Here is a 26,362-nt window from a genome sequence, read left to right as displayed (position 1 = left end):
CGCAAGGTGAAAACGACGCGCCCGGCGCTACCCGCCGGCGTCAGTCTTCGCCGAACTTCGCCTCGACCAGGTCGCAGAGCGCTCCCACCGCGGCCTCGGCGCCGTCGCCCGCCGCGCTGATCGTGATCGAATCGCCCTTGGCGGCGCCCAGCATCATCAGCCCCATGATCGAGGTGCCGGTGACCGCGCCGTCATCCTTGCGCACCTTCACCTCGACCGGCTGCGCCGAGGCGAGCGTCACGAATTTGGCGCTGGCGCGGGCGTGGAGGCCGCGCTTGTTGGTGATGAGGACGGTGCGCTCGATCTCGCTCATGCCGCCGCTTCGCCCAGCACTTCGGAGGCGACCGAGATATACTTGCGCCCGGCCTCGCGCGCCGCGGCTACCGCCTCGACCACCTTCATCGCCTTGCGCGCCGATCCCAGCCGGATCAGCATGGGGAGGTTCATGCCCGCGATTACCTCCACCCGCCCGCGTTCCATCAGCGAGATGGCGAGGTTCGACGGCGTGCCGCCGAACAGGTCGGTCAGCACGATCACGCCGCGGCCGGTATCCACATCCGCGATCGCCGCCGCGATGTCGGCGCGACGCGTCTCCATATCGTCGTCGGGGCCGATCGAGATCGTCGCGATCCGCTCCTGCGGACCGACGACATGCACCATCGCCGTCACGAATTCCTCGGCGAGCCGCCCGTGCGTCACCAGAACGAGGCCAATCATCTCAGATACGTTACTCATTTGCTGGCCGGCGGCCCTTCGAGCGAGTCCTGGGGTGCGGCCCCCAGGTCGCGATGCGCGATGGTGGGCGAAAAACCCGCCGCGCGCAACCGGTCAGCGAGGTGCTCGGCGACATGGACCGACCGGTGTCTCCCTCCGGTACAGCCGATCGCGACGCTGACATAGGATTTTCCTTCCGCCCGATAGCGCGGGATCAGCAGTTCGAGCAGGTCGCCGATCTGGCGCATCGCGGCGGGATAGGCGGGGTCGTCGGCGACATAAGCGGCGACGTCGGCATCCAGTCCGGTGCCGGGCCGCAGCCCCGGCACCCAGTGCGGATTGCGCAGGAAGCGCATGTCGAACACCAGGTCGGCGTTGCGCGGCACTCCCCGGGCGAAGCCGAACGACTGGATCGAGAGCACGGGTGCATCGCGGCCATCGGCGAAGGCCGCGCGCACCTGCTGCGCGAGCCCGTTGGCGGACAGGTCGGTGGTATCGATCAGGCGGTTGGCCCAGTCGCGCAACGGGCGCAGCAGTTCGCGCTCGCGGGCGATGCCGTCCCGCGCCGGGCGGTCGGGAGCAAGGGGGTGGCGACGCCGCGTCTCGGAATAGCGCCGCTCCAGTTCGGCGCCCGAACAGTCGAGGAACAGCATGCCGATGTCGAGATCGTGGTCGTCGCGCAGCGAGCGGATGCGCTCGACGATCCGCTCGGGATCAAAATCGCGGGTGCGTGCGCCGAGGCCGATCGCCAGCGGCTGCGCATCGTCGGCACTGCTCTTGGCGAGCGGCGCCTCCAGCAGACGGTCGAGCAGCACAAGCGGCAAATTGTCGACCACCTCCCAGCCGATATCCTCCAGCGTCTTGAGGACGGTGGACTTGCCAGCGCCCGACAGGCCGGTGACGAGCAGGATCTCCTTGGTCATGCGGGAGTCGCTTCAGGCTGGCGCAACGCCCATTCGATCTTCACCGGCGTCGAGGCATGGAACGCCTCGAACGCGATCTCGCGCACGACGATCCCGGCGAGCCGCCGCTGGCGCCGCTCGGGCATGCGCATCGGCTCGGTGCCGAGGCGGACGATCAGGGCCACCGGCACGTCATCGATGCTCGGCAGGGTCACGATCCCGAGGCCGCGGACCTCGATCTGCCCGCGAATGGTGCCGGGCGCGCGGGCAAGCAACGCTGTGCCCTGCCGCATCAGCAGCGTCTGGTCGTCGCTGATGAGAGTCGCGCCGCGATCGATCAGCCGCAGGGCAAGATCCGATTTGCCCGTGCCCGATACGCCTTCGAGCAACACGGCCTTGCCGTCGATCGCGACGCTGGTCGCGTGCAGGGTTTCCGAGGAAAGGGTGGTCATGGCTCCGCCGGCTGGTCTGTCATGGCTCTCCGGCGAGCGGCAGGCGAACCACGAACCGGGCGCCGCCCAGCCGATCCTCGCGCGACTCGACGGCGATGCTGCCCTGATGCGCCTCGACGATGGTTCGCGCAATGGCGAGGCCCAGGCCGGAATGCTGGCCGAACTCCTCCGCCTCCGGCCGGATCGACTGGAAGCGGCGGAAGATCGCCTCGCGCGCTTCTTCCGGCACGCCGGGTCCTTCGTCCTCGACGCGGATGATGCCGTCACCGCCCTGCCGCACCGCCGCGATGGCGATCAGGCCGCCATCGGGCGAGAAGGAGAGGGCATTGTCGATCAGATTCTCGAACACCCGCTCCAGCCGCGCGCCTTCGCCTAGCGTTACCAGGGTGCCACCACCGTGATCGAAGCGCAGGCGGATGCCGCGCTCCACGCCGCGGGCGAGACGCTGGTCGACAAGCGCGCCGATCATCGCCGCGACATCGATCGGCTCGAACTTGGCGCGGCTGAGCTGCGCGTCGAGGCGCGATGCCTCAGAGATGTCGGTGATGAGCCGGTCGAGGCGATGCACGTCGTCACGGACGATCTCCAGCAGCCGCGCCCGCAGCTCCGGGTCCTTCACCGCCCCCAGTCCCTCCACCGCGGATCGCAGCGAGGCGAGCGGGTTCTTCATCTCGTGCGTTACATCGGCGGCGAAGGCCTCGGTGGCGTCGATCCGCGCGCGCAGGGCGAGGCTCATGTCGGACAGGGCGCGGGCGAGGCTGCCGATCTCGTCACGGCGCGAGGGCAGGCGAGGAACGACCACTTCGCGCGCGCGCCCCAGCCGCACACGCACCGCCGCCCGCGCCAGCCGGCGCAGCGGCCGCACGATCGTGCGGGCGAGGAACAGCGAGAGGAGGACGGAGACGATCGTCACCAGCAGCAGCACTAGGCTGAGGCGGAAGCGCTCGATGCGCACCGTCTGCGTGATGTCGCGCGCGTTGACCGTGGTCATCACCACCGCGCCGCCGGGCAAGGGAGCGGCTGCGGTGATGACCGGCGTCCGGTCCGGGGCGCGCCACACGCTGGCGGAAACGTGCCGGGCGCGGGCGGCGCGGACATCCGGCCACAGGCCACCGTCGGCCCGCTCACGGTACAGCGGCGGGCGCGATGCTCCGACCACGGTGTCGATGCCGGCGTCGAGGAAGCGCGCGACCGTCTGGTCCCAGGCCTGCTTGTCGGGATCGAGCAGGATGGCGTTGCGCGAGCCCAGCGCGCGGCTGTCCGCCACCGTCCGCCCGTCGGCGGCGAAGATGCGCAGCCGCACGCCGGTATCCTTGGCCAGCCGCGCGAGCAGCGCGTCGCGATCGGCCGGCGATGCCATCGCCAGGGCCTCGCCGATCAGCCGCGCCTCGCGCACCGCCTGCGCGACGCGGCTGTCGACGATGCGGCTGCGGTACGAATCGAGATAGAAGAAGCCGCCCGCCAGTAGCAGCAGCGCGAAGATGTTGACCGCGAGGATGCGCCGGGTGAGCGAGATCTGCCCCGACCAGCGCAGCGCAAGGTCGCGCCCCTCCGGGCCGCCCTCACTCCTCGGAAAAACGGTATCCGGCGCCATACAGTGTCTCGATCGCGTCGAAGGTCGGGTCGACCTGGCGGAACTTGCGGCGCAGGCGCTTGATGTGGCTGTCGATGGTGCGGTCGTCGACGTAGATGTCGTCCTGATAGGCGGCGTCCATCAGCTGGTTGCGCGTCTTGACGATGCCCGGCCGCTGGGCGAGCGTTTCGAGGATCATGAATTCGGTCACAGTCAGCGTCACCGGCTCGTCGCCCCAGGTGGTGCGGTGCCGCGCCGGGTCCATCGACAGGCGGCCGCGGACCAGCGGCCCGGCGCCTGCAACCTCGCTGTCGCCGGCCGGTGCCGCCGCCAGCTCCGTCCGGCGCAGGATCGCGCGGATGCGGGCGATCAGCAGGCGCTGGCTGAACGGCTTGGCGATGTAATCGTCCGCGCCCATCGCGAGGCCCAGCGCCTCGTCCAGTTCGTCGTCCTTGCTGGTGAGGAAGATCACCGGGATCTGGCTGCGTTCGCGCAGGCGGCGCAGCAGCTCCAGCCCGTCCATTCGCGGCATCTTGATATCGAAGATGGCGAGGTCGGGCGGATTGTCGGTCAGCGCCTTCAGCGCCGTCTCCCCATCCGAATAGACGCGGGTGAGGAAGCCTTCGGTCTGGAGGGCGATCGATACCGACGTCAGGATGTTGCGGTCGTCGTCGACCAGCGCGATCGTGGCGGTCATGCTGTGAGGGGCCTCGGCATCATGATGTGTCCCGCGGTAGGGCAAAGCGGGGCTGCGCTCAACCTGTGCCGTTTGACGATCCCTCGGCCGCCGCCTATGCCCGTCGTCATCACGCCGGCGCCCGTGCAGACCCTCCCCAGGATGCGTGCGTCGGCCAAAGGACATTGGGAGGATGTTAGTGAACGAGCGTATTCCGCACGCCGGCCTTGCCGCGCAGGGCATCGAGACCCGCGCCGATCTGCACTGGAACCTGGTCACCGCCCGGCTGGTCGAGGCCGCGGTCGCGCGCGGAGAGGGCAAGCTGTCCGCCGACGGCCCGCTGGTGGTCGAAACCGGGCAGCACACCGGCCGATCGGCGCAGGACAAGTTCATCGTCCGCGATGCCGAGACGGACGACACCGTCTGGTGGGGCAAGTCCAACAAGGCGATGAGTCCGGAGCATTTCGCCGCGCTCAAGGCCGATTTCCTGCAAGCGCTGCGCGACAAGGAGCATCTGTTCGTCCAGGACCTGTACGGCGGATCGCAGCCCGAGAACCGGGTGCGGGTGCGCGTGGTCAACGAGCTCGCCTGGCACAACCTGTTCATCCGCACGATGCTGGTCCGGCCGGAGGAGCGTGAGCTGCAGGGGTTTGAGGCGGACTATACGATCATCGACCTGCCGAGCTTCCGTGCAGACCCGGCGCGGCATGGCACGCGCAGCGAGACGGTGATCGCGGTCAACTTCACCGACCGGCTGATCCTGATCGGCGGCACGCGCTATGCCGGCGAGATGAAGAAGTCGGTGTTCGGGCTGCTCAACTACCTGTTGCCGACGACGGGCGTGATGCCGATGCATTGTTCGGCCAACATGGGAGCGGACGGCTCCACGGCGGTGTTCTTCGGCCTCTCCGGCACCGGCAAGACGACGCTCAGCGCCGATGCCAGCCGCACGCTGATCGGCGACGACGAGCATGGCTGGTCGGATACCGCGGTCTTCAATTTCGAGGGCGGCTGCTATGCCAAGATGATCCGCCTGTCGCCCGATGCCGAGCCCGAGATCTTCGCCACCACCAAGCGCTTCGGCACGGTGCTGGAGAATGTGGTGATGGACCCGGTGACGCGGCAGCTCGATCTCGACGACAACAGCCTCGCCGAGAACAGCCGCGGCGCCTATCCGATCGACTTCATCCCCAATGCCTCCGCCGACAACATGGGCGGGGTGCCCCGGAACATCGTGATGCTGACCGCAGACGCCTATGGCGTGCTGCCGCCGATCGCGAAGCTGACGCCGGACCAGGCGATGTACCATTTCCTGTCCGGCTATACCGCGCGGGTCGCGGGGACGGAGATCGGGGTGACCGAGCCCGACGCGACCTTCTCCACCTGCTTCGGCGCGCCGTTCATGCCGCGTCATCCCTCCGTCTACGGCAACCTGCTGAAGGAGCGGATCGCGCGGGGCGGGGTCGATTGCTGGCTGGTCAACACCGGCTGGACCGGCGGCAAGTACGGCACCGGCAGCCGCATGCCGATCAAGGCGACGCGCGCGCTGCTCAATGCCGCGCTGGACGGAAGCCTGAGGGACGCTGCGTTCCGCACCGACGCCAATTTCGGCTTCCAGGTGCCGGTGGCGGTGCCGGGCGTGGACGCGGCGATCCTCGATCCCCGTTCGACCTGGGCGGACACCGCGGACTATGACGCGACCGCAGCCAAGCTGGTCGACCTGTTCGTGGAGAATTTCGCGCAGTTCGCCGAGCATGTCGATGAAGGCGTGCGGCAGTCGGCGCCGCAGGTGAAGGCGACCGAGGCGGCCTGAATCGAAGCGCAAAAGTCACGCCCGCGCGTGCCGTGATTCACCCGGCATTCGCGGCGTGACTATGCAGTAAGTCATTGAAGTATTGCGATAAATTCGGCCGGTTCTTGTGACGGGGCGATGATGCGAGGTGTGACTTTCGGGGCCCGTCCCCCGACAGCAGTTTCGCCTACCGCCGCTCGACCAGACCGGTCGCCGGCAGGGGACCATCGCCGCGCTGGAAGAACTGTTCGACGATGTCGCGCGCCAGCCGCGCAGGCTTCAGCGTTTCGGCGTCGAGGCAGCACCAGCTCGACTTGACCTCGGCGAGCACTTCCTCGCCGCGACGGATCACCGTGTCGTAGAAGGCGCGGGCGCCCTGCACCTTTTCGAGCAGCACGGTCGCGATCACGTCATCGCCGAGGAAGGTCGGCTTGCGATAGGTGATCTCATGCTTGAGCGCGACCCAGAGGTGCGCGGCGACGGCATCGGCCGGCGCCAGCTTCTGCCAGTGGCTGACCACCGCATCCTGCACCCACTTCAGGTAGCTCGCGTTGTTGACGTGGCCCATGAAGTCGATGTCGGCCGGATCGATGCCGATCGGGAAGGCGTGGGGGATACTCTCGGTCACGCCACCGATATAGCACGCCCGCCGGCCGCCGTCAGGGGCGAAGCGCCGCACGGCACGATTTTAGCTGTCGATCGGCTCGACGATCACGACACCGTCGCGGATCGCCGCGATGCGCAGCCGCTCGCCCGCGGCGGCGACGACCCCGCGGGCCGGCCAGGAGCCGTCGCCGACGCGCACGCGGCCGCTATCCGGGCCGCCGTCGGGGCCGATCGGCACCTCGACGACCACGGTGGCGCCGATCAGTCGTGCGGCGCGGTCGTTGAGCCCCGGATCGCTGCTCTCGATCGGGAAATCGACGTACCAGCGTTTGCCGACCAGCACGGTGACCACGCTCCAGACGGCGAAGGCGGCGATCTGCGCCTCGACCGGCAGGCCGGGCATCACCAGCGTCGCCACCCCGACGATCCCCGCCGCGATGGCGAGGAAGATCGCGAAGACGCCGGGAATCAGCAGTTCGGCGATGCCGAGCGCCAGCGCCGCGACCAGCCACGCGCCGCCCGCACCACCGATCGAATCGAGTGTCACGATGCCGCCGTCACGCGCGCGGCAGCTCGAACGGCGAGCGCTTCGCCTCCGCCCTGGCGGCGGGGGCGGCGGGCGGGGAAGCCTTGCCCAGCGCATCCTTGGCCAGTTCGCCGATGCCGCCCAGCGTTCCGATCAGCTGCGTCGCCTCGACGGGGAACAGGATCGTCTTGGCATTGGGGCTGGTCGCGAACTTGCCGACCGCCTCGACATATTTCTGCGCGATGAAATAGTTGATCGCCTGCGTGCCGCCCTGCTCGATCGCCTCCGACACGACGCGGGTCGCCTTGGCCTCCGCCTCGGCGGCGCGCTCGCGCGCCTCCGAGTCGCGATAGGCCGATTCGCGGCGGCCTTCGGCTTCGAGGATGCGCGCCTGCTTCTGGCCCTCGGCGCGCAGGATCTCGGAGGCGCGGGTGCCCTCCGCCTCAAGGATGTTCGCGCGCTTTTCGCGCTCCGCCTTCATCTGGCGGCCCATGGCGGTGACGATATCGGCGGGCGGGCGGATATCCTTGATCTCGACGCGGGTGATCTTGACGCCCCACGGCACCGTCGCGTGATCGACCACCGACAGCAGCCGCGCGTTGATCTCGTCGCGCTTCGACAGCGTCTCGTCGAGGTCCATCGACCCCATCACGGTGCGCAGGTTGGTCGTCGTCAGCTGCAGCAGCGCGACGTACAGGTCGGACACCTCATAGGCGGCCTTGGCCGCGTCGAGCACCTGGAAGAAGACGACGCCGTCGGTCGAGACGATGGCATTGTCCTTGGTGATGATCTCCTGACCCGGAATGTCGATCACCTGCTCCATCATGTTCACTCGCCGGCCGACGCGGTAGAAGAAGGCGGGGTAGAAATTGAAGCCGGGTGAGGCGGTGGTGGTGTATCGGCCGAAATGTTCGATGGTGTATTGATAGCCCTGGCGGACGATCTTGATGCTCGTCATCAGGTAGAACAGCACCAGCACCAGTGCGAACGCCGCGATCGTGATACCCATAGGCCCTCCAGCGGCGCGACTTCCCACCGGCGCCGTAGCGTCCTCATAGCACACCCCAACCGAAGGCCACCATGTACCGCATCCTTTTCGGCCATCACCCGACGCAGATGCCGGCGATCGCCCGCCACATCGATTATCATCGATTCGAGGCGAGCTTCGCGCCCTTCGACGCGGTGGATCTCAGCCGCTTCGACCTCGTGGTGCCGCTGCGCGTCGAACAGATCGAAGGCGCGCGGGGCGGGCGGGCGGTGCTGCCGTCGCGCGAACGCGTGGCGCTGTGCGACGACAAGCTCGCGCTCAACCACTGGCTGATCGATCATGGCTTCGGCGACACGGTGCCCGACCTGCTCGGACGCGCGCCCGACAGCTTTCCCTACATCCGCAAGACGCGGCGCGGCGACTATGGCATGGGCTGTCGCATGATCCGCGGTCCCGGCGAGGACGACGGCAGCGACGATCCGGAGGTGTTTCGCCAACGCGCGGTCGCCGGGCCGCTGGAATATGTCCTCCACCTGCTGCGCGTCGACGGCCGCATCCGCTTCCACGTCGCCTATGTCTACGACATGGGCCAGCCGCTCGGCGTGCGCGGCGAGGTGGATCGGCCCGCGACGATCGCACCGGCCGATCCGGGGCCGGTGCTGGATCGCTGCGCCGCGATCCTCGATGCGATGGGCTATGAGGGGACCTGCTGCTTCAACTACAAGCTGGAGGAGGGCGGCTTGCGCATCCTCGAGCTCAACCCGCGCTTCGGCGGCTCGCTGGTCGGCGTGGTCAGCGATTACCTCAAGGCGCATCTCGCCGCCCTCTAGCGCTTGTGCCGCACTGCGGTTACATGGCCCGCCACTTCTCCCCTCCCGCGAGGAACGGCATTTTGGATATCCGGCTCGGCCTCACTTTCGACGACGTCCTGCTCGTACCCGGCGAGTCGGACATCCTGCCGAGCACCGCCGACACCCGCACGCAGCTGACGCGCGGCATCGCGCTCAACATCCCGATCCTGTCGTCCGCCATGGATACCGTCACCGAGGCGGACATGGCGATCGTCATGGCGCAGCTGGGCGGCATGGGCGTGCTCCACCGCAACCTGTCGATCGAGGAACAGGTCGCCGCGGTGCGCCAGGTCAAGCGCTTCGAATCGGGCATGGTGGTCAATCCGATCACCATCGCGCCGACCGCGACGCTCGCCGAAGCGCAGGCGCTGATGGCGCATAACCGGATCAGCGGCATCCCCGTCGTCGAGCGCGACGGCAAGCTGGTCGGCATCCTCACCAACCGCGACGTGCGCTTCGCCGGCAACCCGAACCAGCCGGTCGCCGAGCTGATGACGCACGAGAATCTCGCCACCGTCACCACCGACGTCGGGCAGGACGAGGCGCGCCGCCTGCTCCACCAGCGGCGGATCGAGAAGCTGCTGGTGGTCGACGAGGCCTATCGCTGCGTCGGCCTCATCACGGTGAAGGACATCGAAAAGGCGGTGACCTATCCCTCGGCGACCAAGGATGCCGCCGGCCGCCTGCGCGTCGCATCGGCGACCACGGTCGGCGACAAGGGCTTCGCCCGCACCGAGGCGCTGGTCGATGCCGAATGCGACCTGATCGTCATCGACACCGCGCACGGCCACAATCGCGACGTCGCGCGTGCGGTGGAGCGGGTGAAGAAGCTGAGCAATTCGGTGCAGGTCGTCGCCGGCAACGTCGCGACGGGCGAGGCGACGCGCGCGCTGATCGATGCGGGGGCGGACGGGATCAAGGTCGGCATCGGGCCGGGTTCGATCTGCACCACCCGCGTCGTCGCGGGCGTCGGCGTGCCGCAGCTGACCGCGGTGATGGACTGCGCCGAAGCCGCCGCAAAGGCCGGCGTGCCGGTCATCGCCGACGGCGGCCTGCGCACCTCCGGCGACCTCGCCAAGGCGCTGGCGGCCGGTGCCTCGACCTGCATGGTCGGATCGCTGCTCGCCGGCACCGAAGAGGCGCCGGGCGAGACGTTCCTGTACCAGGGGCGGGCCTACAAATCGTATCGCGGCATGGGATCGGTCGGCGCGATGGGCCGCGGTTCGGCGGATCGCTATTTCCAGGGCGACATCAAGGACCAGATGAAGCTGGTGCCGGAGGGGATCGAGGGGCAGGTCGCCTATAAGGGGCCGGCGCGCGACGTGATCCACCAGCTGGTCGGCGGCATCAAGGCGGCGATGGGCTATACCGGCTCGGCGACGATCCCCGACCTGCAACACCGGGCGCAGTTCGTCCAGATCACCGGTGCGGGCCTCAAGGAAAGCCACGTCCACGATGTCACCATCACGCGGGAAGCGCCCAATTATCCGACCCGCTGAGGCATGACGCCCGCCGCCCGCACCCAGGCCGCGATCGAACTGCTCGATGCGGTGATCGCCGCTGCCCGCACCAACGGCGCCGCCGCCGATACGCTGATCGCGCGCTATTTCGCGACGCGCCGCTACGCCGGATCGAAGGACCGGCGGGCGGTGCGCGATCTGGTTTATGCGGCGATCCGGCGCGCGGGCGAGGTGCCGGCGTCGGGGCGTGCCGCCATGCTGGGGGTGGCCGCGGAGGATGCGGCAGTGGCAGCGACCTTCGATGGTTCGCCGCACGGCCCCGCGCCGATCGCCGCCGGCGAGGCACCGGCGCAGGCGGGCACGATGCCGGCGTGGCTGTCGGCAGCGCTGTCCAATTCCGGCGTCACGGACGAGGAGCAGGCGGCGCTGGTCGGGCGCGCGCCGCTCGACATCCGGGTCAATCGCCTGACTGCGGACGTGGCGGCGATCGCCGGGCAACTGGCGGGCACGCCGATCGCGGGGCTTGCCGAGGGACTGCGGCTGCCCGCCGGGACCAACGTCGACGCGCTGGCCGGGCAGGTCGAGGTGCAGGACGCCGGTAGCCAGATGGTCAGCCTCGCCGCGCAGGCCGCGCCCGATCAGGCGATCGTCGACCTGTGCGCCGGCGGCGGCGGCAAGACGCTGGCGCTCGCGGCGGCGATGGCGAACCGCGGCCGCATCCTGGCGACCGACGTCGATCGCGCCCGCCTGTCACGGCTGGCCCCCCGGGCCGCGCGCGCCGGTGTCGCCATCGTCGAGACGCGGTTGCTCGATCCGGGCCGCGAGGCGGAGGCGCTGGCCGACTGGCAGGATGCCGCCGATTGCGTGCTGATCGACGCGCCCTGTTCGGGCACCGGCACCTGGCGGCGCAATCCGGAAGCGCGCTGGCGGCTGACCCCGGAGCGGCTGGCGCGCTTCACGGCGCAGCAGGCGCATGTGCTGGCGGTCGGCGCGCCGCTGGTGCGGCCGGGCGGTGCGCTCGTCTATATCGTCTGCTCGCTGCTCGATGGCGAGGGCGCGGCGCAGGTCGATGCGTTCCTGGCCGCGCATGCCGGCTGGCGGGCCGATCGGCCGGCGCTGCCTGCCGGGCGTCCGCGCGGGCAGGGCCTCAGGCTCGATCCGGCGAGCGATGGCACCGACGGCTTTTTTGTCGCGCGGCTGATCCGCCCCTGCTAATCCTGCCGCCGTGCCCCCCGTGGAGACCTTCATGCGCGTTACGTCCGTCGCCATCGCCGCAGCGCTGACCCTGGTGTGCGTGTCGACCTCGCTCAACGGGCAGCGGCCCGACGACCAGATCGATGCGCGTTCGCTGCAACTGCTGGCGCAGGGGCGCAGCGCCCTGGTGGCGGGGAACCTGGATGGCGCCACCGACTTCCTCGAAACCGCGGTCGCGGTCGATCCGCGCAATCGGCAGGCGTTCATCGTGCTGGCCGAGGTCGCCGAACGGCGCGACCTGCCGGGCAAGGCGATCCGGCTGTACCGGGAAGCGCTGACGCTGGAACCCAATGACGTCGCCGCGCTGAAGGGGCAGGGCGAGGCGCTGGTCGCCAAGGGCGCGGTGGCGGTCGCCAAGGGCAATCTCGCCAAGATCCGCACGCTCTGCAAGGCAGGCTGTCCCGAGGCGAATCAGCTGGCGGCGGTGATCGCCAAGGGGCCGCCGATCACGACGGCGCAGGTCGAGACGAAGGCGACCGCGGCGAAGGAATAAGCGCGGGGCGCCCCGCGAATCAGCTGCCCGATCCTACCTCGCGGGCCAGCGCCACGAAGTCCGCGACGCTCACCGTCTCGGCGCGCCGGGTGGCATCCAGGCCGAGCCGATCAAGCGCCTCCAGCGCGCCGGGCACGCCCTTCAGGCTCTGGCGCAGCATCTTGCGGCGCTGGCCAAAGGCAGCGGCGGTGAGCCGTTCCAGCACCTTGACCGCCACGCCCTTCGGCGCCTCGATTGGGGTGAGGTGCACCACCGCCGACATCACCTTGGGCGGCGGCGTGAAGGCGGAACGGTGGACGGGCATCGCGATCCGGGCGGTGGAGCGCCATTGGCTGAGCACCGCCAGCCGGCCATAGGCATCGCTGCCGGGCGCGGCGACGATCCGCTCGGCGACTTCCTTCTGGAACATCAGGGTAAGCGACTGCCACCATGGCTGCCACTCCGCGGTCAGCCAGCCGACGAGCAGCGCGGTGCCGACATTATAGGGCAGGTTGGAGACGATGTGCGGCCGCCCCGCGAACAGTGCCGGCGCGTCCACCGCCAGCGCATCGCCCTCGATCACGCGCAGCTTGCCGGGATAGGCCTCGGCGAGTTCCGCCAGCGCGGGGATGCAGCGGCGGTCGCGCTCGATGGCGGTGACGGTGCCGCCGGCCGCCAGCAGCGCGCGGGTCAGGCCGCCGGGGCCGGGACCGACCTCCAGCACCTCCTGCCCGGCGAGATCGCCGGGTACCGCGGCGATGCGGGCGAGCAGCTGACCGTCGAACAGGAAGTTCTGGCCGAGCGCCTTGCTGGCATTGAGGCCGTAGCGCGCGATCACCTCACGCAAAGGCGGCAGCGCCACGGCGCCCGACTGCGGTGCGCTCATGCGCGGGCGCGGCGCGCTGCCGCCTGTCCTGCCATGGCGATGGCGGCGATCATCGCGCCGGGGTGCGCCCGGTCCTTGCCGGCGATGCCGAAGGCGGTGCCGTGATCGGGCGAAGTGCGCACGATCGGCAGGCCGAGCGTGATGTTCACACCCTCGTCGAAGTGCAGCGTCTTGATCGGCACCAGCGCCTGGTCGTGGTAGCAGCACAGCACCGCGTCATAGGCGGCGCGCGCACGGGCGTGGAACAGCGTGTCCGCGGCGAACGGCCCGGTGGCGTCGATCCCCTCGGCGCGCAGCTGCGCGATCGCGGGTTCGAGGATGTCGATCTCCTCGCGCCCGATCGTGCCGCTCTCGCCGGCATGCGGGTTGAAGCCGGCGAAGGCGAGGCGGGGGGCGGCGATGCCGAAGTCGCGCGTCAGGCCGCGCGCGGTCACCCGCGCCTTGGCGACGATCAGCTCGATCGACAGCAGCGAAGCGACCTGCGCCAGCGGCACGTGCGCGGTCATCGGCACGACGCGCAGGCTGGGACCCGCCAGCATCATCACCGCATCGTCGGGCGAGACGCCGCAGCGTTCGGCGACGAATTCGGTCTGCCCGGGCTGGTTGAAGCCGATGCCGTAGAGCTGCGCCTTGGACACCGGGCCGGTGACCAGCGCACCCGCCTCGCCCGAGCGGGCGAGGGCGACGGAGCGTTCCAGCGCGGCGAGTGCCGCCCGCGCGCCGGCGGTGTCGGGCTCGCCCGGCGCGATCGGTCCTGCTTCCAACGCCGGCAGCACGGGCAGGGCACGGCCGAACACCGCGCCGGCTTCGCCCAGCGTCCCGATCGGTTCGACCGGGCCGCTCCACACGCGCCGCACGGCGGCAGCATCGCCGACGAGGGCGAACGGCGGCAGGCTGCGCAGGTCGCGAACCGCCCAGCTCTTGGCGATGATCTCCGGCCCGACGCCGGCGGGATCGCCCATCGGCACCGCGAGCGGCGCGGCGGTCACCTCAGCGATACTCGATCACCGCGTCACGCCGCAGATCGCGCAGCTTGCTCTGCGCGCGCAGGTTGACGCGCTGCTGCTCCAGCTGGCCCTGGATCTGCGCGGCGCCCGGCACCACCGATTGCTGCGGATCGTCGCGGCCGCACAGCACCAGCGCGCGCACGCCCTCGGTCGGCGAGCCGAACGGCGGCGTCGCCTGGCCGACCTGCAGCTTGAGCATGATCTCCTGCAACGGTGCCGGCAGATCGCGGATGCGGATCGAATCGTTGTCGACGACCTCGGCGTTGATCGAGGCGGCGATCTTTTCCACCGTGCCGCAGCCCTGGATCGACTGCACCGTCTTGGCGAAGGTGGCGGCGCGCGTCTGCGCCTGGGCCTGCGTGGTGCCGGCGGGGAAGGCGACGGTCAGCTGCTTCAGGCTGAGCCGGGCATCGCGCGGGTCGGCCGCGCCGATCGTGCGCTTGTCGGTGAGATAGAGGATCGAGAAGCCGCCGGGCGTCTCGATCGGTCCGGCGACCTGGCCGACCTGCATCTGCTGCGCCGCATCGGCGAGCTGCTGGGGCAGCGTCACCAGCCGGATCCAGCCGAGATCGCCGCCGACGCCGCGCGTCGAGGCTTCGGAATAGTTGCGCGCGAAGAGTTCGAAGGGCTGCTGCGCCTTCTGGATCTCGGCGATGATCTGCTTGGCCTTGGCGTATACCTCGTTGCGGTTGCCGTCGTTGGCGCTGAGATAGATTTCGTGGAGGTTGTATTCCTCCGTGCCGCGCGATGCCTCGATCCGCTTCTGGATCGCGGTCACCTCTTCGTCGCCGACGTTGACGAACGGTTCGATCTTGCGGCGCAGGTAGCGGCTCCAGGCGAGTTCGCCCTCGATCGCGCGGCGCAGCGTCCGCTCGGACGAGCCCGCCTTGCGCAGCGCGACGCGCAGCTGCGGCACCGTCATGTTGAAGCGCTTGGCAAGGCCCGCCTCGCTCTGGTCGAGTTCCGCCGCGGTGACGGTGATCTCGGCCGACTTGGCTTCCTGGATCTCCAGCGTCTCGTCGATCAGCTGGCGCAGGATCTGAAGCTTGAATTCGTCGACCTGTTCGGGCGCCGGACCGCGACCGCCGTTGTTGAAGACGGTGAGCGCCAGGCGCTGGTCGACGTCGGTGCCGGTGATGACCGTGTCGTTGACGATCGCGGTCGGCTTGCGGACGTTGGGGTCGAGCTTGCCGAAAATCTGGAGGTTGGCCGGGATGTTGAGGTTGGTTTCCGGCACCTGGTTGTCCTGCACCGTCTGCGCCACCGCGCCGGTGCCGAATGCCGCCAGCGCCGCCCAGCCCATCATGCGACCGATCCGGGCGCTGCGTCGAATATCGTGCGTCACGTCGTTCCGTTACCCCAAAAGCGCGTGCCTCGGGCAGAGGCCTGCCGCGATGCGAATGTGCCGGCCTTGCCCCGATCCAGCTGAACTTCGGCTTAGCGGCCGAGGTTGGTCAACGCCAGCGTCAACAGGAAGCTGTTGCCCGAGCGGGCATCGCCGGTGTCCTGGTAATCGCGCCGCCACGTCGCGCCCAGCCGGATGCAATCGTCCTCATATTGCACGCCCAGCCGGTGCCGGATCGGATCGAAGCCGTCGGCAAGCGACAGCGGATCCTCGCGCCGGTCGGTCAGGTCGATGACGGTCGAGCCGAACACGGACCAGAAGCGCTTGAACTGCACCCGCCCGGCGAGCCGCACCTCCTCGTGGTCCTGCAGATCCTCCAGCGCGGGCGTGATGTCGCGGTTGAGCTGGAGATAGCCGACGAGGATGTAGGTCGATCGCGACCCGACCGTCGCGTCGATCTCGTTGCGGCGGACCTTGAGGTTATTCTTGTCGAGGCGATAGCGATGGGTGATCCCGACGAAATCCCGGACCCGCAGCGTCGTGCGGCCGACGATGTCGGAGAAGCGATCGCTGAGCCCGGTGCCGACCGGGAAGATCGATGGACGGTCCGACAGGCGATAGCTCTGGCCGATCACCGCATCCAGCGTCACGCCCGGCAGGGCCACCGCCCATTCGGCGCCATAGGTCGCCCGGCTGCTGTCCTCCCACCGGTCGTAGCCGGCGAAGCGGTTGAGCGCGAACAGGTTCGAATCCTCGAGGTCGACGGCGCGCGCATCCTCGTTCGGGACGTTGAGGTTGGCGATCTTCGGCGAGGCGACGATCTGGAGCCGCGGGGTCAGCCGCTGCGTGCCGCCCATGAACGATCCCACGAAGGGCCATTGCATGTCCGCGGCGAGCGCGCCGATCGCACGGGTCTGGAACCCGTCGATGCCGCGATAGCTGACCACGGCCGTCGCGGCGGTGTCGGCGGTATGATAGACGTCGGCGCGGGCGTAGGCGGTGAGCGTCAGCACCTGCCCCCAGTCGGTGATCCGCCTGAGGTCCCATTGCCCGCCGACGAACGCACGCTGCGTATCCTGGCCCGCGGTACGGGTCAGCGCCAGCGTATTGGCCTGCAATTGCAGTTTGCCGCCGGCGAGGTCGAAGCGCTGGCGATAGTCGATCTCGGGCAGGGCGATCGGCTGGTTGCCCTGTGGATCGTTGACGCGCAGCGACTGCACGTACCAGCCGGTCAGCGCGAAATAGCTGTCGGGCGTGATCCGCTCGATCGTGCCGGTGCTGCGCAACCGGTCGTCGCGCGAAATGTCGTAGCGGCGCAGGAAGGTGCGGTCGCTGGCGATGCGCGCCGACCCGCTGACGCTCCAGTTGGGCGACAGCTGGTAGCGGGCGACGCCGTCGATATAGCCGCGCAGCGCGCGTTCCGTGTCGGTCGGGGTCAGCGTGTTGAGATCGTCGCTGCGCCGGCTTTCGGTGACATAGCCGGTCAGGCGGAAGGCGCCGTTGGTGCCCAGCGCCTCATATTGCGCCTGCATCATCGGCAGCACCGCGGTGAACACGTGCGGCGTCAGCGTCAGGCCCTTGTTCGGCGCGAGCCGGAAATAATAGGGCGCGACGAATTCGAGGCCGTTGACCCGATCGAGCTGGACGTCGGGGGTGAGCAGGCCGCTCTCCGAACCCGCGCCGATCGGCATCGAGAACGCCGGGAGCGGCAGCGCGGGCAGGCCGAACAGGTGGAACTGCCCGCCGCCGAAATAGACGCGCTCGCGATCGGGCCGGTAGGTGATGCGCACCGCCGTGATCTTCCACGACGGCTCCTTGGGGCAGCCGGCCGAGGTGGTGACGGCGCACGGCGTGTAGGCCGCCTTGTCGAGCTGCATCGTGCCATCGGCCTGGCGGGTGCCGCGCTCGGCCGCCATGCGGCCGCCCTGCTCCAGCACGACGAGCATGTTCTGGACCACGCCGTCCTTCAGCGAATCGGTCAGCTCGATCGAATCGCCATAGGCGACGTCGCCCTCCGGATTGGTGACGGCGATGTTGCCGGTCGCCACCACCTTGCCCGTCTTGCGGTTCCACACGACCTTATCGGCGCGCAGGCGGTCGCCTTCGCGGAACATCCTGACCTCGGTCAGCGCGGTGACCACGTCGGTGTCGGTGTCATATTCCAGGCTGCCGGCGCTGAACTGCACCTGGTCGTCGGCGGCCGGCGTGGCGAGGGCGGGGTCGCTCGCAGGCGGCGGCGCCACCGGGCGGTCCTGCAGGTCCTGCGCCGCCGCCGGCGCGGCCAGCAGCAGGGCGACGACGGCACAGCCGGCCAGAAGGTCGAAACGCAACACGATGATCCGGACACCCCTTTGGCGCGGGCGGCGCCGCCCTGAACGGCGCCTTACTCCGCTTCGCCTATCGCATCACCGGCGCAAGCCTGCAATCGTTGTGCTTCACGCCGCGCCACCCTAGATCGGGGGCATCCTGTTCAAGCCCAGAAAGCCTCGTTTCATGCAGATCGCCTTTGCGCCCGCCGTTTCCGCCGATGCCTCGATCGTCGCGTTGCCGGTCGAGAAGGACCTTGCCGGCCGGACCAATTGGCCCGGCCTCGGCGATGCGCACCAGGCGCTGGGCAGCGCCGCCGCGGCGGCCGCGCGGTTCGACGGCGAAGCGGGTGCGATGGTCGAGCTGTTCGTCGCGGACGGCGGATCGACCCGGCGGCTGCTGATGGTCGGCGTCGGCGCCGGCGGCGAGGCGGATTGGGAGAAGGCGGGCGGCGCGCTGGTCGCCAAGCTGCTGACCTCCGGCGCGACCGAGGTCGTCGCCGATCTTTCGGCCGTGCAGCCGACCGCCAAGGCGGTGGCGCGCTTCGCCGGTGCCGCGGCGCAGCGGGCCTGGCGGTTCGACCAGTACCGCACCAAGCTGCCCGAAAAGCAGAAGCCGACACTCGACCGGCTCGTCATCGCCGGCGCGCCGGAGGGTGTCGACGCGGCATGGGCGGCGCAGGACGCGGTGACGCAGGGGCTGGAACTGACCCGCAACCTCGTCGCGGCGCCGCCGAACGTCCTCTATCCGGAAAGCTTCGTCGAGCAGGTCCGCAAGGACGTGGAGGGGCTGGGTCTCGAAATCATCGTCGTCGACGAGGCGGAGATGGCCCGCCACGGCATGGGCGCGCTGCTCGGCGTCAGCCAGGGTTCGGTGCGCGAGGCGCGCATCCTGGCACTGAAGTGGAACGGCGCGGGGGAAGGCGATCCGGTGCTGGCGCTCGTCGGCAAGGGCGTCACCTTCGACACCGGCGGCATTTCGCTGAAGCCGGGCGCCGGCATGGAGGACATGAAGTGGGACATGGGCGGCGCCGGTGCCGTCGCCGGCACGATGAAGGCACTCGCCGCGCGCAAGGCGAAGGCGAACGTCGTCGGCGTCATGGGGCTGGTCGAGAACATGCCCGACGGTAATGCGCAGCGCCCCGGTGACGTCGTCACCTCCATGTCCGGCCAGACGATCGAGATCCTCAACACCGATGCCGAGGGGCGGCTGGTGCTCGCCGATGCGATCACCTGGACGCAGGCGACCTTCCACCCCAAGACGATCGTGGACCTCGCCACGCTGACCGGTGCGATGATCGTCAGCCTGGGCAACGAATATGGCGGCCTGTTCGCCAACGACGATGCGCTGGCCGACAAGCTGCTGGCCGCGGGCCTTTCCACCGGCGACAAACTGTGGCGCTTCCCGCTGTCCGACACCTACAACAAGCTGATCGATTCGCCGATCGCCGACATGAAGAACGTCGGGCCGCGCGGTGCCGGATCGATCACCGCGGCGCAGTTCATCCAGCGCTTCGTCGACGATGGCGTCACCTGGGCACATCTCGACATCGCCGGCATGGTGTGGAGCGACAAGGCGGCCGCGACCTATGACAAGGGCGCGACCGGCTATGGCGTCAAGCTGCTCGACCGGCTGGTGGCCGAGCATTTCGAGGGCTGACCGGCGGGGCGGGGCACGCTAGGTCGGGGCGGCCATGCAGGTCGACTTCTACCATCTCACCATGACTCCGCTCGACCGCGCGCTGCCGCAGATCGCCGCCAAGGTGGTGGAAAGCGGCGCGCGGCTGCTGATCGTCTCCGCGCGCGACGATCAGCGGGTCGATCTCGACCGGCTGCTGTGGACCTATCGGCCGGACAGCTTCCTGCCGCATGCACAGGCCGGCGCGGGCGATGATGCCAACCAGCCGGTGCTGATCGCGGCGGAGGTCGGCACCACCAACGGCGCCCGCCACGTCGCGCTGGTCGACGGCGAATGGCGCGACGCTGCACTGGCCTTCGACCGCGCGTTCCACTTCTTCGAAGACACCCATATCGCGGCCGCGCGGAACGCCTGGCGCGAACTGGCCGGGCGCGAGGGGGTCGAGCGCCGCTATTGGAAACAGAACGACGCCGGTCGCTGGGAACAGGCAGCCTAGCCAGGGCCCGGTAGACGGCTGCGAGCCGAACCGGTTGCAAAGCACCGGACCCTTCGACTAGGGCGGCGCCACTTCGAACAGCCCATCACAGGAGCCCGTGACCATCATGGCCGCGAACCGTACCTTTTCGATCATCAAGCCCGATGCCACCCGCCGCAACCTGACCGGTGCGGTCACCAAGATGCTCGAGGATGCCGGCCTGCGCGTCGTCGCCTCCAAGCGCATTCAGATGACCCGCCAGCAGGCCGAGGGCTTCTATGACGTGCACCGCGAGCGCCCGTTCTTCAACGACCTGGTCGAATTCATGATCTCGGGTCCGGTGGTCGTGCAGGTGCTGGAAGGCGAGAACGCCATGCAGCGCAACCGCGACATCATGGGCGCGACCAACCCCGCCAACGCCGAGCCCGGCACGATCCGCAAGGAACTGGCGGAATCGATCGAGGCGAACACCGTGCACGGGTCGGATTCCGATGAGAATGCCGAGATCGAGATCGCCTATTTCTTCCAGCCCGAAGAGATCGTTGGCTGATCCTCAGCCAGTGACGGACTGGCGGCTGCGGCGCGCGTCGATCGACGATGCGCCCGCGGTCGCCCTGGTCGCGGGGGCGACGTTCCTCGCGACCTTCGCCGGCCTGTTGGACGGCGCCGACATCGTCGCACACGTCGCGCGCAACAGCTCGGCCGAGCGTTTCGCCGGCTGGTCGCGCGATCCGGCCAGCATCGTCGTGCTCGCCGAACATCCCGACGGCGGTGCGCCGGTCGGCTATACGCTGCTCACCGCGCCGGACTTTCCCATCCCAACGGGCGAGGGCGATATCGAGCTGCGTCGTATCTATACCCTGCCGCTGGCGAACGGCACCGGCCTCGGCGGCCGGTTGATGGATCGCGCTATCGCCGACGCCCGATCGCTGGGGATGAGCCGCCTGCTCTTGGGCGTACTCGGCAGGAACGCACATGCCCGCGCCTTTTATGAGCGCAAGGGGTTCACCGTGTGCGGCAGACGGCAGTATCAGGTCGGCAGCGCGTTGTGCGACGATTACATCTACGCGCTGCCGCTCTGAACCGGTTTACGCCGGAGCGAAGACCCCGTCGTCGTCCATGACGTGCAGCACGCCGTCCATGATCGCGAAATAGGCGCCGCGCAGCTTCAGCGAGCCGTTCTGCACACGCTCCGCGACGAAGGGGAAGGTCATCAGGTTGGCGAGGCTGACGCGCACCGCCTCATGCTCCATCTCGGTCTTGGCCTCGGGGCCATCGCCGAACTTCGCCTTCACCTTGTCGCGCGCGCCGTCGAGCAGGCCGACCCAGTCGGAGATGAAGCCACCCGCGCCATGTTCGGCATTCGCGAACCCGCCCGACAGTGCCGCCGCGCAGCCGCCGCACGAGCCGTGACCCAGCACGACGACTTCCGGCACGTTGAGCTGCGTCACCGCGAACTCGATCGCCGCGGAGACGCCGTGATACCCCTTGGTCGTTTCATAGGGCGGCACCAGATTGGCGACGTTGCGCACCGCGAAGATTTCGCCCGGCGCCACGTCGAAGATCTGCATGGGATCGACGCGACTGTCGGAACAGGCGATCACCATGACCTTCGGGCTTTGTCCGCGTCCGAGCTCTTCCCACCGCTCACGCTGGTCAATCCAGCCATGCTCGCGGAACCGGCCGTAGCCCTTCACCATGTCAGAAAAGTCGGTCATTCTACCTCCGTTATGTCTTGCATCCATTTCGGTGTGGCGAACGCGCGGGTCAAGCACTGGTGCCCCTTCGGACCGGTCCAGCAAAGCAACGTCACAGTCGAGTGACGGTTGTTCCCAACAGCCAAGATCGCTATCTCGCGCCCATGAACGAGATGACTCCGCTCGCCCGTCCCGAACGCCTGCGCAAGCCCGACTGGATCCGCGTCAAGGCGCCGACCAGCGCCGGGTTCGCCGCGACGCGCGAGCTGATGCGCTCGAAGAGCCTCACCACCGTGTGCGAAGAGGCGGCCTGCCCGAACATCGGCGAATGCTGGTCGAAGAAGCATGCGACGGTGATGATCCTGGGCGACACCTGCACGCGCGCCTGTGCCTTCTGCAACGTCAAGACGGGCATGCCGCGTGCCGTCGATCCGATGGAGCCCAACAACGTCGCCGACGCCGCGGCGCAGATGGGGCTGGAGCATATCGTCGTCACCTCGGTCGACCGTGACGACCTGCCCGACGGCGGCGCCAAGCAGTTCGTCAAGGTGATCGAGGCGATCCGCCGCGCCAATCCCCGCACGACGATCGAGATCCTGACCCCCGATTTCCGCAACAAGCACGAAGCGGCGGTGGAGGCGATCGTCGCGGCTCGGCCCGACGTCTACAACCACAATCTCGAAACCGTGCCGAGGCTCTATCCGACGATCCGTCCCGGCGCGCGCTATTATGCGTCGATCCGGCTGCTGGAGAGCGTCAAGAAGCTCGATCCGTCCATCTTCACCAAGTCGGGCGTCATGCTCGGCCTAGGCGAGGAGCGGCTGGAGGTCCATCAGGTGATGGACGACATGCGATCGGCCGACATCGATTTCCTGACCATGGGCCAGTACCTGCAGCCGACCCCGCGCCATGCGAAGGTCGCCGAGTTCGTCACGCCCAAGGCGTTCGACAGCTATGCGGCGATCGCGCGGGCCAAGGGCTTCCTGCTCGTCGCATCCTCGCCGCTGACCCGGTCGAGCTACCATGCCGGCGACGATTTCGCGAAGATGCGCGCGGCCCGCGAGGCGAAGCTCGGCGTTCATGCCTAAGCATTCCGAAACGCGCCATCTGCCGTACACGCCCGAACAGATGTTCGACATGGTCGCCGACGTGAAGCGCTACCCGGAGTTCCTGCCCTGGGTCAGCGCGATGCGCGTGCGGCAGGATAGCGACACGGCAACGCTCGCCGACATGATCGTCGGCTTCAAGGGGCTGCGCGAAACCTTCACGTCGAAGGTCGAGAAGACGCGCCCGGACAGCATCCATGTCGAATATGTCGACGGCCCGCTGAAATACCTCCACAACGACTGGCGGTTCCGCAGCGAGCCCGGCGGCTGTGCGGTCGATTTCAGCGTCGATTTCCAGTTCAAGAACCGGATGTTCGAGATGCTGGCGGGGCAGGTGTTCGGCGTCGCCCTGCGCCGGATGATCGGCGCGTTCGAGGACCGGGCCAAGGTCCTCTACGGCAGCAGCAGTTCCAGCGCGACCAGCGCTGCCTGAAGGCGGATGCCGCCGCGGCCGAGGTCGCCGAATTCCTTGCGATCGGCATGGACGTCGGCGGGATCGCCGCCTTTTTCCGCGCGGGCGAAGACGACGGTGCCGACCGGCTTCTTGGCGGAGCCGCCGCCCGGCCCGGCGATGCCGGTGATCGCCACCGCCACATCGGCGCCGCTCCGTTCCAGCGCGCCCTGCGCCATGCTCCAGGCGACGGCGATCGATACCGCGCCGAAGGTTTCCAGCACGTCCGAATTGACCTTGAGCGAGCGCATCTTGGCGTCGTTCGAATAGGTGACATAGCCCGCGCCGAACACGTCGGACGAGCCGGGGATCTCGGTGATTGCCGCGGCGACCAGCCCGCCGGTGCAGCTTTCCGCCAGTGCGATCGTCCGCCCTGCGGCGCGATTGGCCTCGACCACGCGCGTCGCGGCGGCGATCAGTTCCGGGGGCAACAGCGTGTCGGTCACCGCGCCGTCTCCGGGCAGAGCGGCAGGTCGGGCACGCTGATCGCCTTGCCCTTCGCCTTTTCCGCCTTGAAGTAGCGCAGGGTCGTGACGATCACCCCGGCGGTGTTCTGCGGCGGCAGCGGCGCGAGTTGCGTCACGAACCGGTCGATCGTGCCGCAATCGGCGGGATTGATCCGCCCGACGAGCACCGGTGCGAGCGCCGCGGTGAGCAGCGGGCGGGCGAATTCGGATTGCAGCAGCGAATCGATCATCGGGTCGCTGAGCTTGACGATGGCGGCGCGCGCATTCGGCCAGGCACGGTCCGCCGCCGCCTGGTATCGCGCCAGAAAATCGCTGTCGGTCCGGCGCAGCAGGCTGGAGGCGGGCAGACGCGTCGTGCAGATGATGCCGGTCTGCTGGATGATGTCGGGCAGCGCGACCAGCGTCATCGCCTCTGCCTCCGGCGTGGTGATGCACCGGGACTGCGCCTCTGCGGTGGAGGCGGAGAGGAGCGCGGCGAGGGCGAGCAGCGCCTTCATCGCGACAGGCTCACGGTTGCCACCGCTTGTGCGGCGATCCCTTCGCCGCGACCGGTGAAGCCCAGCCGCTCGGTCGTCGTCGCCTTGATGCTGACGCGATCGGCGGCCAGCCCGAGCAGCGCGCCGATGCGGGCGCGCATCGCTTCGCGGTGCGGGCCGATCTTGGGCGCTTCGCAGATGAGGGTGAGGTCGACGAAGTCGATCCGGCCGCCCTTGTCGGCGATCAGTTGTGCGGCATGCTGAAGGAAGCGAGCCGAATCGGCGCCCTTCCACTGCGGATCGCTGGGCGGGAAGTGCGTGCCGATATCACCCGCCGCGATCGTGCCGAGCAGCGCGTCGGTGAGCGCGTGGAGCGCCACGTCGGCGTCGCTGTGGCCCGACAATCCCTTGTCGTGCGGGATCAGCACGCCGCCGAGCCAGAGTTCCTCGCCCGCCTCCAGCCGGTGGACGTCGAAGCCGGAGGCGCTGCGCGTTTCCCAGGTGATCCGCGCTTGGGCGGCGGCAAAATCTTCAGGATGCGTCACTTTGTCGAGCATGATGTCGCCCTGCACCAAAGCGACGCTGCCGCCAAGTCGCCGCACCATCTGGGCGTCGTCGGTCGCCTCGGCATCCTGCGGCCAGGCGGCATGGGCCGCCCGCAGCGCCGCAGTGCGGAAGCCCTGCGGGGTCTGAACGCGGGACAGGCCGTCGCGCGGGACGACCGCGCCGTCGCGCACCAGCGTATCGGCGACCGCGAGCACGGGCATGGCGCCGTCCTGCGTTTCCAGCGCGACGAGCACCCGGTCGATGACCGCCGCGGGAACGAAGGGGCGGGCGGCATCGTGTACCAGCACGTGGTCGGCGTGGATCGCCGCCAGCCCGCGCGCCACCGAGTCGCGCCGGGTGGCGCCGCCCTCGACGGTGCGCACGGCGCCCAGCCCCGCGGCGGCGAGCGGCTCGGCCCCCGGCGCGATCACCACCACCACCTCGTCGATCGCCGGGTGGTGCCGGAAGGCGTCATAGGCGTGGGCGATCAGTGCCTTGCCGCCGAGCTGCACATATTGTTTGGGAATGGCGCCGCCTGCGCGCGAACCGCTGCCGCCCGCGACGATCAGCGCCACCGTCCGTGGTCGATCCGTCATCGCAGTCGCCTAGCCGACCCTTAGCGTCCTTGCCAGCGGCAGCCGAAACGCCTAAGTGACTGCCCGATTTTCAGGCAGATTTATGGTTCAACTCGCCCCCATCCAGGTCGGCCCGGTGCGGATCGACACCCCCGTCGTGCTGGCGCCGATGACCGGCGTCACCGACATGCCGTTCCGTACCCTGGTGCGCCGCTACGGCTCAGGCCTCAACGTCACCGAGATGATCGCCAGCCAGGCCGCGATCCGCGAGACGCGGCAGTCGATCCAGAAGGCGGCATGGCACCTGTCGGAGGAACCGGTGTCGATGCAGCTCGTCGGCTGCACGCCGTATGAAATGGCGGAGGCGGCGAAACTGGCCGAGGATCGCGGCGCTGCGATCATCGACATCAACATGGGCTGTCCGGTGCGCAAGGTGACCAATGGCGATGCCGGTTCGGCGCTGATGCGCGACCTCAAGCTGGCGGCGCAGCTGGTCGATGCGGTGGTGAAGGCAGTGAAGGCGCCGGTGACGCTGAAGATGCGGATGGGCTGGTGCCACGACAGCCTCAATGCACCCGAACTGTCGCGGATCGCGGAGGGTCTGGGCGTGCAGCTCATCACCGTTCACGGCCGCACCCGCAACCAGATGTACAAGGGCCATGCCGACTGGCGCTTCATCCGTTCGGTGAAGGATGCGGTCAATATTCCGGTGATCGCCAACGGCGACATCTGCACCATCGGCGATGCGGTCGCGGCGCTGGACCAGTCCGGTGCGGACGGCATCATGATCGGCCGCGGCGCCTATGGCCGGCCGTGGGTGCTGGGGCAGGTGATGGCCTATCTCGCCACGGGCGAGCGCCGTCCGGACCCCTCGCTGGACGAACAATATCGCGTCATCGTCGAGCATTACGATGCGATGCTGGAGCATTACGGCAGCGTCACCGGGGTCAACATGGCGCGCAAGCACATCGGCTGGTACATCAAGGGGCTGACCGGATCGGCCGAGTTCCGCAATGCAGTGAACCAGCAGCCCGATGCGGCGACGGTGAAGCGCATGCTCGCCGAGTTCTACGCGCCGCATCGCGACCGGCCGCCCGTCCAGCAGGCCGCCTGACGCGCA

The 26,362-nt window shown here is 68.9% G+C and carries 29 protein-coding genes; 12 read left to right on the top strand and 17 right to left on the bottom strand.

Features of this window, described 5'->3' with window-relative positions; all coding sequences use genetic code 11:
- Nucleotides 1-40: 40 nt before the first annotated feature.
- Genes AC4GY7_RS01355 through AC4GY7_RS01330 form a run of 6 tightly spaced genes read right to left on the bottom strand, consistent with a single transcriptional unit; the run spans nt 41 to nt 4,338 of the window.
- Nucleotides 41-313, bottom strand: a complete 273-nt coding sequence (locus AC4GY7_RS01355) for an HPr family phosphocarrier protein (RefSeq protein WP_491111611.1) — start codon at nt 311-313, stop codon at nt 41-43.
- Nucleotides 310-717 carry a PTS sugar transporter subunit IIA gene (locus tag AC4GY7_RS01350; RefSeq protein ID WP_491111610.1) on the bottom strand — a complete coding sequence of 136 codons (408 nt, stop codon included), beginning with the start codon at nt 715-717 and terminating at the stop codon, nt 310-312. The genes AC4GY7_RS01355 and AC4GY7_RS01350 overlap by 4 nt, the downstream gene beginning before the upstream one ends.
- 14 nt (nt 718-731) lie before the next feature.
- Entirely contained in the window at nt 732-1,637 is a 906-nt protein-coding gene (gene rapZ / locus AC4GY7_RS01345) for an RNase adapter RapZ (protein ID WP_491111609.1), read from the bottom strand.
- Nucleotides 1,634-2,068: an HPr kinase/phosphorylase gene (locus tag AC4GY7_RS01340; RefSeq protein WP_491111608.1), complete on the bottom strand. Its 435-nt coding sequence runs from the start codon at nt 2,066-2,068 to the stop codon at nt 1,634-1,636. Before AC4GY7_RS01340 ends, rapZ begins: the two co-directional genes overlap by 4 nt.
- 19 nt (nt 2,069-2,087) lie before the next feature.
- Entirely contained in the window at nt 2,088-3,662 is a 1,575-nt protein-coding gene (locus AC4GY7_RS01335; RefSeq protein WP_491111607.1) for a sensor histidine kinase, read from the bottom strand.
- Nucleotides 3,631-4,338, bottom strand: a complete 708-nt coding sequence (locus AC4GY7_RS01330; RefSeq protein ID WP_491111606.1) for a response regulator — start codon at nt 4,336-4,338, stop codon at nt 3,631-3,633. Before AC4GY7_RS01330 ends, AC4GY7_RS01335 begins: the two co-directional genes overlap by 32 nt.
- A 172-nt stretch (nt 4,339-4,510) precedes the next feature.
- Between AC4GY7_RS01330 and AC4GY7_RS01325 the strand changes: the two genes are divergently transcribed.
- Entirely contained in the window at nt 4,511-6,130 is a 1,620-nt protein-coding gene (locus AC4GY7_RS01325; RefSeq protein ID WP_491111605.1) for a phosphoenolpyruvate carboxykinase, read from the top strand.
- Between the two features lie 166 nt (nt 6,131-6,296).
- On the opposite strand, the gene AC4GY7_RS01320 is transcribed toward AC4GY7_RS01325, so the two are convergent.
- Genes AC4GY7_RS01320 through AC4GY7_RS01310 form a run of 3 tightly spaced genes read right to left on the bottom strand, consistent with a single transcriptional unit; the run spans nt 6,297 to nt 8,250 of the window.
- Complete coding sequence (locus tag AC4GY7_RS01320) at nt 6,297-6,737, bottom strand: acyl-CoA thioesterase (protein ID WP_491111604.1); 441 nt, start codon at nt 6,735-6,737, stop codon at nt 6,297-6,299.
- Between the two features lie 60 nt (nt 6,738-6,797).
- Complete coding sequence (locus tag AC4GY7_RS01315) at nt 6,798-7,262, bottom strand: NfeD family protein (RefSeq protein ID WP_491111603.1); 465 nt, start codon at nt 7,260-7,262, stop codon at nt 6,798-6,800.
- Nucleotides 7,263-7,272: 10 nt separating this feature from the next.
- A complete protein-coding gene (locus tag AC4GY7_RS01310; protein WP_491111602.1) occupies nt 7,273-8,250 on the bottom strand; it encodes an SPFH domain-containing protein in 978 nt (325 codons plus the stop codon).
- A 71-nt stretch (nt 8,251-8,321) separates the two neighbouring features.
- Here AC4GY7_RS01310 and AC4GY7_RS01305 point away from each other — a divergent pair, with 71 nt between their 5' ends.
- From AC4GY7_RS01305 to AC4GY7_RS01290, 4 genes are all read left to right on the top strand, one after another.
- The gene (locus AC4GY7_RS01305) at nt 8,322-9,059 is read left to right on the top strand and encodes an ATP-grasp domain-containing protein (protein ID WP_491111601.1); all 738 of its coding nucleotides are present in this window, start codon (nt 8,322-8,324) and stop codon (nt 9,057-9,059) included.
- Between the two features lie 62 nt (nt 9,060-9,121).
- Nucleotides 9,122-10,579, top strand: a complete 1,458-nt coding sequence (guaB, locus tag AC4GY7_RS01300; protein WP_491111600.1) for an IMP dehydrogenase — start codon at nt 9,122-9,124, stop codon at nt 10,577-10,579.
- Between the two features lie 3 nt (nt 10,580-10,582).
- The gene (locus AC4GY7_RS01295; protein ID WP_491111599.1) at nt 10,583-11,755 is read left to right on the top strand and encodes an RsmB/NOP family class I SAM-dependent RNA methyltransferase; all 1,173 of its coding nucleotides are present in this window, start codon (nt 10,583-10,585) and stop codon (nt 11,753-11,755) included.
- A 31-nt stretch (nt 11,756-11,786) separates the two neighbouring features.
- Nucleotides 11,787-12,287, top strand: a complete 501-nt coding sequence (locus AC4GY7_RS01290) for a tetratricopeptide repeat protein (RefSeq protein WP_491111598.1) — start codon at nt 11,787-11,789, stop codon at nt 12,285-12,287.
- Nucleotides 12,288-12,306: 19 nt separating this feature from the next.
- Here AC4GY7_RS01290 and rsmA read toward each other — a convergent pair whose 3' ends face one another.
- The 4 genes from rsmA to AC4GY7_RS01270 form a co-directional block, all read right to left on the bottom strand.
- Nucleotides 12,307-13,152, bottom strand: coding sequence for a 16S rRNA (adenine(1518)-N(6)/adenine(1519)-N(6))-dimethyltransferase RsmA (gene rsmA / locus AC4GY7_RS01285; protein ID WP_491111597.1), 846 nt, complete (start codon nt 13,150-13,152; stop codon nt 12,307-12,309).
- On the bottom strand, nt 13,149-14,141 hold the full coding sequence (gene pdxA / locus AC4GY7_RS01280) for a 4-hydroxythreonine-4-phosphate dehydrogenase PdxA (protein ID WP_491111596.1): 993 nt from the start codon (nt 14,139-14,141) through the stop codon (nt 13,149-13,151). The genes rsmA and pdxA overlap by 4 nt, the downstream gene beginning before the upstream one ends.
- A 1-nt stretch (nt 14,142) precedes the next feature.
- Nucleotides 14,143-15,504 carry a peptidylprolyl isomerase gene (locus tag AC4GY7_RS01275; protein WP_491111595.1) on the bottom strand — a complete coding sequence of 454 codons (1,362 nt, stop codon included), beginning with the start codon at nt 15,502-15,504 and terminating at the stop codon, nt 14,143-14,145.
- 92 nt (nt 15,505-15,596) lie between these two features.
- Nucleotides 15,597-17,837 carry an LPS-assembly protein LptD gene (locus AC4GY7_RS01270; RefSeq protein WP_491111594.1) on the bottom strand — a complete coding sequence of 747 codons (2,241 nt, stop codon included), beginning with the start codon at nt 17,835-17,837 and terminating at the stop codon, nt 15,597-15,599.
- A 160-nt stretch (nt 17,838-17,997) separates the two neighbouring features.
- Here AC4GY7_RS01270 and AC4GY7_RS01265 point away from each other — a divergent pair, with 160 nt between their 5' ends.
- The 4 genes from AC4GY7_RS01265 (at nt 17,998) to AC4GY7_RS01250 (ending at nt 21,006) form a co-directional block, all read left to right on the top strand.
- Complete coding sequence (locus tag AC4GY7_RS01265; RefSeq protein ID WP_491111593.1) at nt 17,998-19,470, top strand: leucyl aminopeptidase; 1,473 nt, start codon at nt 17,998-18,000, stop codon at nt 19,468-19,470.
- 34 nt (nt 19,471-19,504) lie between these two features.
- The gene (locus AC4GY7_RS01260) at nt 19,505-19,945 is read left to right on the top strand and encodes a DNA polymerase III subunit chi (protein ID WP_491111592.1); all 441 of its coding nucleotides are present in this window, start codon (nt 19,505-19,507) and stop codon (nt 19,943-19,945) included.
- 106 nt (nt 19,946-20,051) lie between these two features.
- A complete protein-coding gene (gene ndk, locus AC4GY7_RS01255; protein WP_491112069.1) occupies nt 20,052-20,474 on the top strand; it encodes a nucleoside-diphosphate kinase in 423 nt (140 codons plus the stop codon).
- A complete protein-coding gene (locus tag AC4GY7_RS01250; protein WP_491111591.1) occupies nt 20,467-21,006 on the top strand; it encodes a GNAT family N-acetyltransferase in 540 nt (179 codons plus the stop codon). The genes ndk and AC4GY7_RS01250 overlap by 8 nt, the downstream gene beginning before the upstream one ends.
- Nucleotides 21,007-21,012: 6 nt before the next feature.
- On the opposite strand, the gene AC4GY7_RS01245 is transcribed toward AC4GY7_RS01250, so the two are convergent.
- The gene (locus AC4GY7_RS01245; RefSeq protein ID WP_491111590.1) at nt 21,013-21,642 is read right to left on the bottom strand and encodes a carbonic anhydrase; all 630 of its coding nucleotides are present in this window, start codon (nt 21,640-21,642) and stop codon (nt 21,013-21,015) included.
- Between the two features lie 143 nt (nt 21,643-21,785).
- Between AC4GY7_RS01245 and lipA the strand changes: the two genes are divergently transcribed.
- Both lipA and AC4GY7_RS01235 read left to right on the top strand, forming a co-directional pair.
- Nucleotides 21,786-22,709: a lipoyl synthase gene (lipA, locus tag AC4GY7_RS01240; protein ID WP_491111589.1), complete on the top strand. Its 924-nt coding sequence runs from the start codon at nt 21,786-21,788 to the stop codon at nt 22,707-22,709.
- Entirely contained in the window at nt 22,702-23,160 is a 459-nt protein-coding gene (locus AC4GY7_RS01235) for a type II toxin-antitoxin system RatA family toxin (protein ID WP_491111588.1), read from the top strand. The genes lipA and AC4GY7_RS01235 overlap by 8 nt, the downstream gene beginning before the upstream one ends.
- On the opposite strand, the gene AC4GY7_RS01230 is transcribed toward AC4GY7_RS01235, so the two are convergent.
- From AC4GY7_RS01230 to AC4GY7_RS01220, 3 genes are read right to left on the bottom strand one after another with little or no spacing between them, the layout of a single operon-like run.
- The gene (locus AC4GY7_RS01230) at nt 23,121-23,624 is read right to left on the bottom strand and encodes a CinA family protein (protein ID WP_491111587.1); all 504 of its coding nucleotides are present in this window, start codon (nt 23,622-23,624) and stop codon (nt 23,121-23,123) included. The two genes, AC4GY7_RS01235 and AC4GY7_RS01230, sit on opposite strands and share 40 nt — an antisense overlap.
- The gene (locus AC4GY7_RS01225) at nt 23,621-24,142 is read right to left on the bottom strand and encodes a hypothetical protein (RefSeq protein ID WP_491111586.1); all 522 of its coding nucleotides are present in this window, start codon (nt 24,140-24,142) and stop codon (nt 23,621-23,623) included. Before AC4GY7_RS01225 ends, AC4GY7_RS01230 begins: the two co-directional genes overlap by 4 nt.
- Entirely contained in the window at nt 24,139-25,263 is a 1,125-nt protein-coding gene (locus AC4GY7_RS01220; RefSeq protein WP_491111585.1) for a bifunctional 2-C-methyl-D-erythritol 4-phosphate cytidylyltransferase/2-C-methyl-D-erythritol 2,4-cyclodiphosphate synthase, read from the bottom strand. The genes AC4GY7_RS01225 and AC4GY7_RS01220 overlap by 4 nt, the downstream gene beginning before the upstream one ends.
- A gap of 82 nt (nt 25,264-25,345) precedes the next feature.
- On the opposite strand from AC4GY7_RS01220, the gene dusB reads away from it, so the two are divergent.
- Nucleotides 25,346-26,356, top strand: coding sequence for a tRNA dihydrouridine synthase DusB (gene dusB, locus AC4GY7_RS01215; RefSeq protein WP_491111584.1), 1,011 nt, complete (start codon nt 25,346-25,348; stop codon nt 26,354-26,356).
- The last annotated feature ends 6 nt before the right edge of the window (nt 26,357-26,362 follow it).

This window comes from Sphingomonas sp. SP5, assembly GCF_058313455.1.
Note: the sequence above shows the minus strand (reverse complement) of the source record. Positions and strands in the feature narration are given on the sequence as shown.

Bases quoted from the DNA above. Each gene is read 5' to 3' on its own strand.
- AC4GY7_RS01355 (WP_491111611.1), bottom strand. From the start codon at position 313: ATGAGCGAGATCGAGCGCACCGTCCTCATCACCAACAAGCGCGGCCTC.
- AC4GY7_RS01350 (WP_491111610.1), bottom strand. From the start codon at position 717: ATGATTGGCCTCGTTCTGGTGACGCACGGGCGGCTCGCCGAGGAATTC.
- rapZ (WP_491111609.1), bottom strand. From the start codon at position 1,637: ATGACCAAGGAGATCCTGCTCGTCACCGGCCTGTCGGGCGCTGGCAAG.
- AC4GY7_RS01340 (WP_491111608.1), bottom strand. From the start codon at position 2,068: ATGACCACCCTTTCCTCGGAAACCCTGCACGCGACCAGCGTCGCGATC.
- AC4GY7_RS01335 (WP_491111607.1), bottom strand. From the start codon at position 3,662: ATGGCGCCGGATACCGTTTTTCCGAGGAGTGAGGGCGGCCCGGAGGGG.
- AC4GY7_RS01330 (WP_491111606.1), bottom strand. From the start codon at position 4,338: ATGACCGCCACGATCGCGCTGGTCGACGACGACCGCAACATCCTGACG.
- AC4GY7_RS01325 (WP_491111605.1), top strand. From the start codon at position 4,511: ATGTTAGTGAACGAGCGTATTCCGCACGCCGGCCTTGCCGCGCAGGGC.
- AC4GY7_RS01310 (WP_491111602.1), bottom strand. From the start codon at position 8,250: ATGGGTATCACGATCGCGGCGTTCGCACTGGTGCTGGTGCTGTTCTAC.
- AC4GY7_RS01305 (WP_491111601.1), top strand. From the start codon at position 8,322: ATGTACCGCATCCTTTTCGGCCATCACCCGACGCAGATGCCGGCGATC.
- AC4GY7_RS01295 (WP_491111599.1), top strand. From the start codon at position 10,583: ATGACGCCCGCCGCCCGCACCCAGGCCGCGATCGAACTGCTCGATGCG.
- AC4GY7_RS01290 (WP_491111598.1), top strand. From the start codon at position 11,787: ATGCGCGTTACGTCCGTCGCCATCGCCGCAGCGCTGACCCTGGTGTGC.
- rsmA (WP_491111597.1), bottom strand. From the start codon at position 13,152: ATGAGCGCACCGCAGTCGGGCGCCGTGGCGCTGCCGCCTTTGCGTGAG.
- AC4GY7_RS01265 (WP_491111593.1), top strand. From the start codon at position 17,998: ATGCAGATCGCCTTTGCGCCCGCCGTTTCCGCCGATGCCTCGATCGTC.
- AC4GY7_RS01260 (WP_491111592.1), top strand. From the start codon at position 19,505: ATGCAGGTCGACTTCTACCATCTCACCATGACTCCGCTCGACCGCGCG.
- ndk (WP_491112069.1), top strand. From the start codon at position 20,052: ATGGCCGCGAACCGTACCTTTTCGATCATCAAGCCCGATGCCACCCGC.
- AC4GY7_RS01245 (WP_491111590.1), bottom strand. From the start codon at position 21,642: ATGACCGACTTTTCTGACATGGTGAAGGGCTACGGCCGGTTCCGCGAG.
- lipA (WP_491111589.1), top strand. From the start codon at position 21,786: ATGAACGAGATGACTCCGCTCGCCCGTCCCGAACGCCTGCGCAAGCCC.
- AC4GY7_RS01235 (WP_491111588.1), top strand. From the start codon at position 22,702: ATGCCTAAGCATTCCGAAACGCGCCATCTGCCGTACACGCCCGAACAG.
- AC4GY7_RS01225 (WP_491111586.1), bottom strand. From the start codon at position 24,142: ATGAAGGCGCTGCTCGCCCTCGCCGCGCTCCTCTCCGCCTCCACCGCA.
- AC4GY7_RS01220 (WP_491111585.1), bottom strand. From the start codon at position 25,263: ATGACGGATCGACCACGGACGGTGGCGCTGATCGTCGCGGGCGGCAGC.
- dusB (WP_491111584.1), top strand. From the start codon at position 25,346: ATGGTTCAACTCGCCCCCATCCAGGTCGGCCCGGTGCGGATCGACACC.